Origin of the sequence: Pseudomonas sp. TWR2-1-1, assembly GCF_049897045.1 — a bacterium.
GTDB lineage: Bacteria > Pseudomonadota > Gammaproteobacteria > Pseudomonadales > Pseudomonadaceae > Aquipseudomonas > Aquipseudomonas versuta.
Map to the genome: position 1 here is coordinate 495,317 of NZ_JAFCVM010000003.1, position 10,884 is coordinate 506,200.

At 56.2% G+C, this 10,884-nt stretch carries 10 protein-coding genes; 7 read left to right on the forward strand and 3 right to left on the reverse strand.

All coding sequences use genetic code 11. The features are described 5' to 3' along the window. Nucleotides 1-114: 114 nt before the first annotated feature. Nucleotides 115-474: a histone-like nucleoid-structuring protein, MvaT/MvaU family gene (locus ACP7BO_RS10410; protein ID WP_060696907.1), complete on the forward strand. Its 360-nt coding sequence runs from the start codon at nucleotides 115-117 to the stop codon at nucleotides 472-474. 414 nt (nucleotides 475-888) lie between these two features. Further along, the gene (gloA, locus tag ACP7BO_RS10415) at nucleotides 889-1,410 is read left to right on the forward strand and encodes a lactoylglutathione lyase (RefSeq protein ID WP_060692435.1); all 522 of its coding nucleotides are present in this window, start codon (nucleotides 889-891) and stop codon (nucleotides 1,408-1,410) included. A 55-nt stretch (nucleotides 1,411-1,465) separates the two neighbouring features. Here gloA and ahpF read toward each other — a convergent pair whose 3' ends face one another. From ahpF to ACP7BO_RS10430, 3 genes are all read right to left on the reverse strand, one after another. Beyond that, nucleotides 1,466-3,019: an alkyl hydroperoxide reductase subunit F gene (ahpF, locus tag ACP7BO_RS10420; protein ID WP_397456758.1), complete on the reverse strand. Its 1,554-nt coding sequence runs from the start codon at nucleotides 3,017-3,019 to the stop codon at nucleotides 1,466-1,468. A 128-nt stretch (nucleotides 3,020-3,147) separates the two neighbouring features. Then, on the reverse strand, nucleotides 3,148-3,711 hold the full coding sequence (ahpC, locus tag ACP7BO_RS10425; protein ID WP_003445433.1) for an alkyl hydroperoxide reductase subunit C: 564 nt from the start codon (nucleotides 3,709-3,711) through the stop codon (nucleotides 3,148-3,150). A gap of 167 nt (nucleotides 3,712-3,878) precedes the next feature. Continuing rightward, nucleotides 3,879-4,817 carry a site-specific integrase gene (locus ACP7BO_RS10430; protein ID WP_397456757.1) on the reverse strand — a complete coding sequence of 313 codons (939 nt, stop codon included), beginning with the start codon at nucleotides 4,815-4,817 and terminating at the stop codon, nucleotides 3,879-3,881. A gap of 178 nt (nucleotides 4,818-4,995) precedes the next feature. On the opposite strand from ACP7BO_RS10430, the gene ACP7BO_RS10435 reads away from it, so the two are divergent. The 5 genes from ACP7BO_RS10435 (at nucleotide 4,996) to efeO (ACP7BO_RS10455) (ending at nucleotide 10,452) form a co-directional block, all read left to right on the forward strand. Then, nucleotides 4,996-6,000: a DNA-binding protein gene (locus ACP7BO_RS10435; RefSeq protein ID WP_426210113.1), complete on the forward strand. Its 1,005-nt coding sequence runs from the start codon at nucleotides 4,996-4,998 to the stop codon at nucleotides 5,998-6,000. A 217-nt stretch (nucleotides 6,001-6,217) separates the two neighbouring features. Next, nucleotides 6,218-7,060, forward strand: coding sequence for an iron uptake transporter permease EfeU (gene efeU / locus ACP7BO_RS10440; protein ID WP_397456755.1), 843 nt, complete (start codon nucleotides 6,218-6,220; stop codon nucleotides 7,058-7,060). 8 nt (nucleotides 7,061-7,068) lie between these two features. Beyond that, nucleotides 7,069-8,262, forward strand: coding sequence for an iron uptake system protein EfeO (gene efeO, locus ACP7BO_RS10445; protein ID WP_426210115.1), 1,194 nt, complete (start codon nucleotides 7,069-7,071; stop codon nucleotides 8,260-8,262). Nucleotides 8,263-8,279: 17 nt separating this feature from the next. Then, nucleotides 8,280-9,599 carry an iron uptake transporter deferrochelatase/peroxidase subunit gene (gene efeB, locus ACP7BO_RS10450; RefSeq protein WP_426210117.1) on the forward strand — a complete coding sequence of 440 codons (1,320 nt, stop codon included), beginning with the start codon at nucleotides 8,280-8,282 and terminating at the stop codon, nucleotides 9,597-9,599. A 28-nt stretch (nucleotides 9,600-9,627) separates the two neighbouring features. Beyond that, nucleotides 9,628-10,452 (forward strand): iron uptake system protein EfeO, encoded by an 825-nt coding sequence (efeO, locus tag ACP7BO_RS10455; RefSeq protein WP_426210119.1) that lies wholly within the window; start codon nucleotides 9,628-9,630, stop codon nucleotides 10,450-10,452. Nucleotides 10,453-10,884 lie beyond the last annotated feature (432 nt).

Here is a 10,884-nt window from a genome sequence, read left to right on the forward strand (position 1 = left end):
AAGGACATGGCCGTTCGGGGTGCTGACGTTTGAGGCCAGCCCTGTCCCTTGCACTTCAATCATCATAAATATGGCCGGTTCACGATTGCCGGACCTGTGAATGGAGTAATGACTTTGTCCAGACTCGCTGAATTCCGTGCTGCCGAGAAAGCACTTAAAGAGCAAATGGCTCAGCTCGAAGCATTGAAGAACAATGCCGGACTAAAAAAGGAAATCGAGTTCGAAAAAAAACTGCATGACTTGATGAAGTTCTATGGCAAGAACCTTCGAGATATCATTACCATCCTTGATCCCGGCCCGGCCGCCCCAAGAGCCGGCAGTGCGCCCAAACAGCGCAAGGCGCGAGTACTCAAGGTTTATCAGAACCCGCACACCGGCGAACTGATCGAAACCAAGGGCGGCAATCATCGCGGTTTGAAGGCGTGGAAAGAACAATACGGTGCCAGCACCGTGGATTCCTGGTTACGCCATTAAGGCTTGCTCACTTGAAAAGCCCTGCCTGTGCAGGGCTTTTTTATTGGTCGCTGTATCCATTCAAGGCACTGCACCTACCAGTGCTCGGGCCTTCTTTATAGCGGCAGCCAGAGCCAGCGGAGTTACTGTGCAGGCACTCAAGGGGCAAATGCTTCGGCGCAGACAGACAGCATGGAAATCACTGGTTCTTTCACAGATTTTTCACACGAATGGTCACAGGATGGAGGCTGCTAAAGGACTAGCGCCCCATGCCCGCTTCGGCGGGCTTCTTTTTGCCTGCGATTTGTCAAAACCCGCTGCGTTCATGGCTAAACATGCGCAAAACAGGTTTGGCGCATGGCGTCACATTCCGTATCATTCGCCCATCACGCTCACTGTAGCGACCGATCATCACGTATCACTTTCGGAGGGTTCATGAGCCTGCAAGACCTGAACAATATCCCTGGCGTAACTGGCGAGCCGGATAGCGCTACCCAGAATTTCGTATTCAACCACACCATGCTCCGCGTAAAAGACATTCAGAAGTCTCTGGATTTCTATACCCGGGTCCTGGGTTTTTCGCTGGTGGAAAAACGCGACTTCCCGGAGGCTGAATTCAGCCTGTACTTCCTGGCGCTGGTTGATAAGGCACAAATCCCGGCTGACGATGCGGCCCGCACTCTGTGGATGAAGTCGATCCCCGGCATCCTTGAGCTGACCCACAACCACGGCTCGGAAACCGACGACAGCGTTGTCTATCACAATGGCAACACTGACCCGCGTGGTTTTGGCCACATTTGCATATCGGTGCCTGACATCGTTGCCGCCTGCGAGCGCTTCGAGGCACTGGGTGTCGACTTCCAGAAGCGCCTGACTGATGGCCGCATGAAATCTCTGGCATTCATTAAAGACCCGGACGGCTACTGGGTAGAAATCATCCAACCGCAACCGATGTAAAAACCGACGCAAAAAAAAACCCATGATCGCTCATGGGTTTTTTTATTCGGGGCTGTTATTCGGAGCGGATCAGGTGATCGAACGCGCTCAGTGAAGCTTTGGCACCCTCGCCTACTGCAATCACGATCTGCTTGTAAGGCACGGTGGTCACGTCGCCGGCAGCAAAAATCCCGGGAATGGATGTTTCGCCGCGTGCATCAACCACGATCTCGCCACGAGGCGAAAGCTCGATGGTTCCTTTGAGCCAGTCAGTGTTTGGCAGCAAACCAATCTGCACAAAAATCCCTTCCAGTTCGACGTGGTGCAGCTCGTCTGTAGCGCGATCCTTGTAACGCAGGCCATTTACCTTCTGACCGTCACCTGTGACCTCGGTGGTCTGGGCATTGGTAATCACAGTCACGTTCGACAAGCTGTTGAGCTTGCGCTGCAACACCGCATCGGCCCGCAGCTTGGTATCGAACTCAAGCAGGGTCACGTGAGAGACGATACCCGCCAGGTCGATTGCCGCTTCAACGCCCGAGTTGCCACCGCCGATAACTGCAACGCGCTTGCCTTTGAACAGCGGGCCATCGCAGTGAGGGCAGTAAGCTACGCCACGGCTGCGGTATTCCTGCTCGCCAGGCACATTCATCTCTCTCCAGCGCGCACCGGTAGCCAGAATCACGGTCTTGGCTTTAAGCGAGGCGCCGCTGGCGAACTTCACTTCATGCAACTCGCCCGCCTTGCCCGGCAGCAGCTTGTCGGCACGCTGCAGGTTCATGATGTCGACGTCGTATTGCTTGACGTGCTCTTCAAGCGCGGTGGCCAGTTTTGGACCTTCCGTTTCCTGTACCGAGATGAAGTTCTCGATCGCCATGGTGTCCAGCACCTGGCCGCCAAAGCGTTCAGCCGCGACACCGGTACGAATGCCTTTACGTGCCGCATAAATGGCAGCGGCTGCGCCGGCAGGACCGCCGCCAATGACCAGCACATCAAATGCATCTTTGGCGCTGATTTTTTCGGCCTGACGCTCAATGGCGCCGGTGTCCAGCTTGCCGAGAATTTCTTCCAGCCCCATTCGGCCCTGGCCAAAGTTGACGCCGTTCAAGTAAACGCTGGGAACTGCCATCACCTGACGTTCGGTGACTTCGTCCTGGAACAGCGCACCGTCAATCGCCACGTGGCGAATGTTCGGGTTCAATACAGCCATCAGGTTCAGCGCCTGCACTACATCCGGGCAGTTCTGGCATGACAGCGAGAAATAAGTCTCGAAGTTGAACTCACCCTTGAGCGAGCGAATCTGTTCAATCACTTCGGCACTGGCTTTCGATGGGTGGCCGCCGACTTGCAGCAAGGCCAGCACCAGCGAAGTAAATTCGTGGCCCATCGGGATACCTGCAAAACGCAGGCTGATATCGCCGCCCGGGCGGTTCAACGAAAACGACGGCTTGCGCGCATCAGTACCGTTGTCCAGCAAAGTAATCATGCTGGAGAGGCTGGCGATTTCTTTTAATAAGTCATGCATTTCACGGGATTTCGCACCGTCGTCGAGGGAAGCAACGATCTCGATCGGCTGGGTAACCCGCTCCAGGTATGACTTCAACTGTGCTTTTAGATTGGCGTCCAACATACGGGCGATCTCCTTTAAGGTTTAAGACTGTGTAAAAAAAACGCCCGAGCGAATGTCGCCCGGGCGTTTTGAGGGCGATGCTGCGTGCAACTCAGGTGCGGGTCACCGCCCTTGGCTGGCTCACAGGCTTAGATCTTGCCGACCAGGTCAAGCGATGGAGCGAGGGTGGATTCACCTTCTTTCCATTTGGCAGGGCAAACTTCACCCGGGTGAGCAGCAACATACTGGGCTGCCTTGATTTTGCGCAGCAACTCGGAAGCGTCACGGCCAACACCGCCATCGTTCAGCTCGACGATTTTGATCTGACCTTCAGGGTTGATCACGAAAGTACCGCGGTCAGCCAGACCTGCTTCTTCGATCAGTACGTCGAAGTTGCGGGAGATGGTCAGCGTAGGGTCGCCGATCATGGTGTACTGGATTTTGCCGATGGCTGGCGAAGTGTTGTGCCAGGCAGCGTGAGCAAAGTGGGTATCAGTCGATACGCTGTAGATTTCCACGCCGAGTTTTTTGAACTCTTCGTAGTTGTCAGCCAGGTCTTCCAGTTCGGTTGGGCAAACGAAAGTGAAATCTGCAGGGTAGAAGAACACGACAGACCACTTGCCTTTCAGGTCAGCGTCCGACACTTCCACGAAGCTGCCGTTTTTGTATGCAGTAGCTTTGAACGGTTTTACATGGCTGTTGATGATAGGCATCGTTGTCTCTCCGTCAGGGTTGAAAAGTTGATGGGGTGAATCCTAACAACTCATTTCGTATCTGGCTCATTGGTAAAGCTGATGCTGACGATTGGTTTTAGCTATCAGGTGAGCCTATAGATAGCTAAAAACCAAATAGGGATCGGCGTGCGCCTTTTCAACCTCCGTCAGACACCTATTACTTTTTGCGCGGTAATGCTCATCCCCGTAAACGGGGTCGCTTCAACATAGCGCATGGCGGACTTTACGTCCTTCCAGCCGACGTAATTCATCAGCGACTTCAGATCCCAGCCACTTTGATGCGCCCATGTTGCAAAACCGCGACGTAGCGAGTGACTGGTGTATTGCTCTGCAGGTATGCCGGCACGCTCCAGCGCCTGGCGCAGCAATGGAATCACGCTATTGGCATGCAGCCCCTCCTCCCCCAGATTGCCCCAGCGATCAATTCCCCGAAACACCGGGCCCCGAACCAGTGCCGAGGCATTGAGCCACTCAATGTAGGCGCGCACCGGGCATAGCCTCAGCAATGCCGGAGTCTGAAAGGTCTTGCCCAGGTTATCGCGGTCACTCTTGCTGCGCGGCAGATACAGGGTAATGCCAGAGCCTGCAGCCGCTTGCACATGTTCGATCTGCAAGCGGCACAGCTCGTCGCTGCGAAATCCGCGCCAGAACCCCAGCAGTATCAAGGCCGCATCCCGACGCGCACGCAGCAGCCCGGGGTGATCGGCATTCGCTTGCGCAGCCTGCGCCTCGCTTTCCAGCCAATCGACCACTTTTTCCAGGTGTTGCAATTGCAGGGGCTCGGCCTGCTTTTCTTGAGCGGGGTGCAGCGCCCTGATGCCCTTGAACACTTTGCGCACTACCGGCGCCTTGGTCGGATCGGCAAAACCCTGGCTGTTATGCCACTGGGCAATGGCCGATAGGCGCAACTTGAGGGTGTTGATCGAGAGCTGGCCGGCGTGCGCCACCAGATAGCGGGCGACGCTGTCGCTGGTTGCAGGCAAGAACCCGCCCCAGGTGACTTCAAAGTGTTCGATGGCAGCCTGATAACTGCGGCGGGTGTTATCGCGGGTCGCGGCGTTGAGATAGCGATCCAGCTCGCTCATGGGCAGTTCTCTTGTCTGGCGTACTGAAAACGGGCCTTAAAAGCAGTTTTGAGGCTCTAGCACGGGATAATACCAGTATATCCCGCCTGTTAAATCTTAATTAAAGACAAAAATAATCTGGCAATATAGTATGTAATTACATGATACATACCACAGTACATAATCGTAGGAGAAGACCATGGCCCGTGGCGGCGTAAACAAGGCAGTGGTGCAAATTGCACGCACGGCAATCCTGGCCCGCGGTGAACACCCGAGCATTGATGCAGTACGTATCGAGATGGGGAATACCGGGTCGAAAACTACAATTCACCGGTACTTGAAAGAGCTGGACGAGGTCGATTCACGCCGCGGCGCGCCGCAAGAACAGATCGGTGACGAGTTGACGGAGCTGGTCGCCCGCCTCGCCCGGCGCCTGCAAGAGCAGGCCCAGGAACCGATCGATCGAGCCCGGGCGCACTACGAGCAACTCCAGGTCGCACTGCAGGAGCAGCTCAATGAAGCGCAGCAGGCCCAGGCTCAGCTGCAGCAGCAACTTGAAATCCAGAGCAATGCATTGAGCCAGGAAACGGTAAACCTGGAGTCCACACGCTCCATGCTGCAGACCGAGCAAACCCGCAATGCCGCACTCAACCAGGCGTGCAGCGACTTTGAGCTGCGCCTCAAGGACCGCGATGAGCAAATCCGCTCGCTGGAAGAAAAACACCTGCATGCCCGCGACGCCCTTGAGCACTATCGCAGCGCCGTCAAAGAGCAGCGCGAGCAGGAACAGCGCCGCCACGAAGGTCAGGTTCAGCAGATTCAGATGGAACTGCGCCAGGCACAACAAAGTGCACTGGTACGTCAGGATGAGATCACCCAGCTGCATCGAGACAACGAGCGCGTATTGAGCGAGAGCCGCGCATTGAACAAGGAACTGAATCAGTCCAGCGACCAGCAACACAAGCTGAGCAATCTCAATGCTCAGCTCAGCAGCCAGCTGGGCCAGCTGCAAAGCGAGCGCACCTTGCTTGAGGAGCGCTTGCGAGTGGCGACCCTCGAGAGCGATGAGCTGAAACAGATGCACGGCCAGCAGCAAGAGGCAAGCGCAGCACTAACACTGCGCGCACTAAAAGCCGAAGCGGCGCTTGAGAACCTGAAAGCACAGAAGGACGACACCCCCGAGCAAACAGCCGACGCCCCGTAGTCGCTGAGGAGGAACGAGGTTGCGATGAGGTCTGCAGGACCTTGCGTGACGCCCGATAGCCGTACACAGGCCTTCGCAGCGCCTCTCCTCGACAGCGATTACAGGACAAGTCTTCGTTCAGCTAACGTTCAGCAAATGCAATCGATTCTTGTTTGGCAATACGTATCAATATGTTACAAATTAGCACTCTGACTAATTTGCGATGCGGTGCTTGCCCATGCTGGTTCCATTTCTGATCATGCTGCGCGAAGGCATCGAGGCCGCTCTTATCGTCGGCATCATTGCCAGTTACCTCAAGCAAACCGGACGCGGACAATGGATGCCCGCCGTATGGATCGGTGTCTTCCTGGCTGCTGCTCTGTCACTGCTGGTCGGCGGCGGCCTGGAGCTGATGAGTGCAGAGTTTCCGCAAAAGCAGCAGGAACTCTTCGAAGGTATCGTCGGCCTGATCGCCGTCGGCATTCTCAGCTCGATGGTGTTCTGGATGCGCAAAGTGGCGCGTTCTATCAAACACTCCCTGCACACCTCCCTTGATCACGCCCTCACCGCCTCAAACCATCAAGTCATGGCACTGATTGCCATGGTGTTCTTTGCGGTTGCCCGTGAAGGGCTCGAAACCGTGTTCTTTTTGCTGGCGGTGTTTCAGCAGAGCGAAGGGCCGGCCGCGCCACTGGGCGCCCTGCTCGGCCTGATCCTCGCCATTTTTGTAGGCTTTGCGATTTACAGCGGCAGCTTGCGCCTGAATCTGAGCCTGTTCTTCCGCTGGACCGGCCTGTTCATTCTGGTGGTCGCCGCAGGGATTTTGGCCAACTCGGTACAGGCTCTGCACGAGGCCGGGCTGTGGAATCACCTGCAAGGCGTGGTGTTTGATATCAGCAGCGCACTGCCAATGGACGGACCGGCAGGCTCAGTACTGGCCGGCATGTTTGGCTATCAGGATGCGCCCACCGTGAGCGTGCTCGGCGCCTATGTGATTTACCTGCTGGTCACGCTGGCGATGTTCTTTCGACCTCCTGCGCCCCCAAAAAGCGTGTCTATTCCCTCAGTGACGAACCCATAAGGTCCTGCATGTCTACCCCTGCAAGCGGTACACCCCCAAGCGCCTTGCGCTGGGCGGTGGCCGGCTCGGTGATCGTGATGATCGCGGCCGGCGGGCTGTTTTATTACGCCTCGCAACTGGCTGCGGCCAAGCGCAAGGTTCACAGCAACGAAATCACTGTGACCATCCACCCCCGCAGTTGCGAGCCCAATGCACTGTCTGTGCCTGCAGGCTTCAATAGCTTTCGCATCGTCAATGCCTCTGAACGAGCTGTGGAATGGGAGATTCTGGATGGCGTTCTGGTGGTCGAAGAGCGTGAAAACATTGCCCCCGGCCTCAGCCAGGTAATCAATGCCACGCTGGCACCAGGCGATTACGCCATTACCTGCGGCTTGCTCAGCAATCCTCGCGGCACACTGCACGTCACGCCGACCGCAGAATCCGAAGCCAGCGCCAAGGCAAGACCGTCCATGGTGGCGTTTATCGGGCCATTATCTGAGTTTCGCGTCTATTTGAGCAGTCAAGGCAATGCGCTGATCAAAGCAGTGGATGCCTTGTCGCAAGCCATTGCCGCAGGTGATCTCGAACAGGCCCAGGCGCTTTATGTGCCTGCACGTGAGGCTTATCAACGGCTGGCCCCTGCCGCACAGCGTCTGGCCGAACTGGACAACACTATCAATGCCCGCGCCGACTACTTTGAAAAGCGCGAGCAGGACCCTGGCTTCATTGGGTTTCACCGCCTCGAATATGGTCTTTTTGACCAGCGCAGCACTCAGGGCCTGACTGTGTTTGCCCAGCAACTGCAAGCCAATGCCGTGCTGCTCAAGCAACAACTGCTTGCCCAGTCGCTGCCCCCCGAACAATTGATCAGTACTGTCGCCCGCACCTTGCACAATCTGGCCGATACCCGTGCCGCTAGCGGTGAAGAAGAGCGTTACAGCCATATCGATGCGAATGGGTTTGCCGCGAACCTGCAGACCACACGCAAGGTAGTCGACCTGCTGCGCCCTTTGCTGGCCAAGAACAGTGCCGGGCTCCTGGAACGTATCGATACCGCCAGCACCGCGCTCGAGTCCGAACTCAATGGTCTGAAAACACCTCAGGGCTACATCACTTACGACACGGTAAGCGCCCCCCAGCGTCAAGCAATCAGTAACAAGGCCAAGGCTGTGGCCGATGCACTCGATGGAATCGATCCCGCCCTCGGCCTTTCCGGCCTGTAAATGCAAACGAGATGCACATGAGCGACTCAGAAAACAGTCTTGACCCATTCAACCTTCAGCGCCGTCGCGTGCTGCTGGGCATGGGGGTCGCCGGAGCGGCCCTGGCAGGTGGCGCACTGAGCTGCCCGGCAATGGCTGCCAGTGGCGGAGCAAGCGCACAGGTTACTCAAGCACCGAGCAGCGATAAAACCCGGGACCATCACCAGTTTTACGGTCAGCACCAGAACGGCATTATTACCCCGCGTCCGGCCGCCGGCATGCTGGTGGCTTTTGATGTGCTGGCCAGCGACAGGCAAGACCTGGAGCGCCTGTTCCGCACCCTGAATGAACGCATTGCGTTCCTGATGAAAGGCGGCGCGGTGCCTCAGATTGACCCCAGGCTTCCGCCTCCGGACTCCGGAATTCTTGGTCCGGTGGTAACGCCGGACAACCTGACAGTAACGGTTTCGGTGGGCGACTCATTGTTCGATGAGCGCTTTGGGCTGGCCGGCGCCAAGCCTAAACGCCTGAGCCGCATGCAAGGTTTCCCCAACGACGCACTGGAACCTGCGCAATGCCACGGCGACTTGAGCCTGCAGTTTTGTGCCAACACCGCTGACACCAATATCCACGCCCTGCGTGACATCGTAAAAAACCTGCCAGACCTGTTGTTGGTGCGCTGGAAGCAAGAAGGTACCGTGCCGCCGCAAGCGCCGACCAAACCGGGGGAGCCCGCTCAAAGCGCGCGTAACTTTTTGGGCTTTCGCGATGGCTCCGCCAATCCGGATTCCAATGACAATAACCTGATGAACGACATCGTCTGGGTTCAGCCCGGAACTGACGAGCCAGATTGGGCGACCCACGGCAGCTATCAAGCGGTGCGCATCATCCGCAACTTCGTAGAGCGCTGGGACCGTACGCCACTGCAAGAACAACAAAGTATTTTCGGCCGCCACAAATCCAGCGGCGCGCCTATGGACGGCACCCATGAAACTGATACCCCGAATTACAGCAACGACCCCGACGGCAAAGTCACCAGGCTTGATGCACACATCCGCCTGGCCAACCCGCGCACGGCACAAACCCGCGACAGCCTGATCCTGCGTCGACCGTTCAACTACTCCAACGGGGTTAACAAAAACGGCCAGCTGGACATGGGGCTTCTGTTCATCTGTTACCAGCGCGATCTGGAAAAAGGCTTTATCGCCGTGCAAACCCGGCTCAATGGCGAGCCGCTGGAGGAATACCTCAAGCCGGTTGGCGGCGGTTACTTTTTCACCTTGCCGGGTGTGCGAGACGCTCAGGATTACGTTGGGCGATCCCTGCTCAATGCCGCAGCACCTTTAACCAACGCCTAACCCCCCTGACTCCAATCGGAAAAGTCCCATGAAGAAGACGCCGCTCGCACTCCTGCTCACGCTTGGCTTGCTCCACACTCCTCTCTCGGCACTGGCTGCGACTGCGCCACTGGACCTGGTGGGGCCGATCTCGGACTACAAGATTTACGTCACCGAGCAGCTGGATGAACTGGCCAGCAATACACAGCAATTCACCGACGCAGTGAAAAAAGGGGATTTGGCCACCGCCAAAAAACTTTATGCCCCGACCCGGGTGTACTACGAGTCAATTGAGCCGATTGCCGAGCTGTTCAGTGACCTTGATGCATCCATCGACTCCCGGGTCGACGATCATGAGCAGGGCGTTAAAGCCCCGGACTTCACAGGTTTTCATCGCATCGAATACAGCCTGTTTTCTGAAAACAGCACCCAGGGCCTTAACGACCTGGCAGACGGCCTGAACAAAGACGTCAAAGATCTGCAAAACCGCGTCGCCGGGCTGACCTTCCCGCCCGAGAAAGTAGTCGGTGGCGCAGCCGCACTGATGGAAGAAGTCGCCGCTACCAAGATATCCGGTGAAGAGGACCGCTACAGCCACACCGATCTCTACGACTTCCAGGGTAACGTTGACGGCGCGAAAAAAATCTTTGATCTGTTTCGCACCCAGATCGAACAGAGTGACAAGGCCTTTGCAACCAAAGTGGACAAGAACTTCGCGACGGTTAACAAAATCCTGGCCAAATACCGTACTAAAGACGGTGGTTTTGAAACCTACGACAAGGTCAAAGACAACGATCGCAAGGCTTTGATCGGCCCCGTCAATACCCTGGCCGAAGACTTGTCGACCCTGCGTGGCAAGCTCGGCCTGAACTAAAGCCTGTGTAACAGCGCCAGTCGATGTGATGGGCATCACATACCCGCAGGCTGGCGCAGTTTTGAACGTGTTTTTTGCACTCTTTACCGACCTGCATCACTGTTCAGTTTCGGTAATAAACGCTAAAACTATCGCTTGTTTTGAACCTGTTATCGTCGAAACGCAGGGTGTTTCTGCCCGGCAAATGCTTTCCTGAATAACACCTGTCTAGTGTTTAGAAAGCATGCCATGTTGATCGAACTTTCATAGGTTTTTCACAACTGTGCGTTTAACGTATGCCCCTTCTTCCGGGGGAAGCACCGAAGAGTCTGCAAGAAAATCATGTAGATAAGGTAGTCCGATGACTTTACCTTTATAAGTAATAGTCTTTACTCCACGTGCAAACAGGTCTTGGCTTGCCCGTGAGCAGGTCGACTTTTACACGAGTCATCT

Coding starts and splice junctions, on each gene's coding strand:
- ahpC (WP_003445433.1), bottom strand. CDS start 3,711: ATGCCTATCATCAACAGCCATGTAAAACCGTTCAAAGCTACTGCATAC.
- ahpF (WP_397456758.1), bottom strand. CDS start 3,019: ATGTTGGACGCCAATCTAAAAGCACAGTTGAAGTCATACCTGGAGCGG.
- gloA (WP_060692435.1), top strand. CDS start 889: ATGAGCCTGCAAGACCTGAACAATATCCCTGGCGTAACTGGCGAGCCG.
- ACP7BO_RS10435 (WP_426210113.1), top strand. CDS start 4,996: ATGGCCCGTGGCGGCGTAAACAAGGCAGTGGTGCAAATTGCACGCACG.
- efeO (WP_426210115.1), top strand. CDS start 7,069: ATGTCTACCCCTGCAAGCGGTACACCCCCAAGCGCCTTGCGCTGGGCG.
- efeB (WP_426210117.1), top strand. CDS start 8,280: ATGAGCGACTCAGAAAACAGTCTTGACCCATTCAACCTTCAGCGCCGT.
- ACP7BO_RS10430 (WP_397456757.1), bottom strand. CDS start 4,817: ATGAGCGAGCTGGATCGCTATCTCAACGCCGCGACCCGCGATAACACC.
- efeU (WP_397456755.1), top strand. CDS start 6,218: ATGCTGGTTCCATTTCTGATCATGCTGCGCGAAGGCATCGAGGCCGCT.
- efeO (WP_426210119.1), top strand. CDS start 9,628: ATGAAGAAGACGCCGCTCGCACTCCTGCTCACGCTTGGCTTGCTCCAC.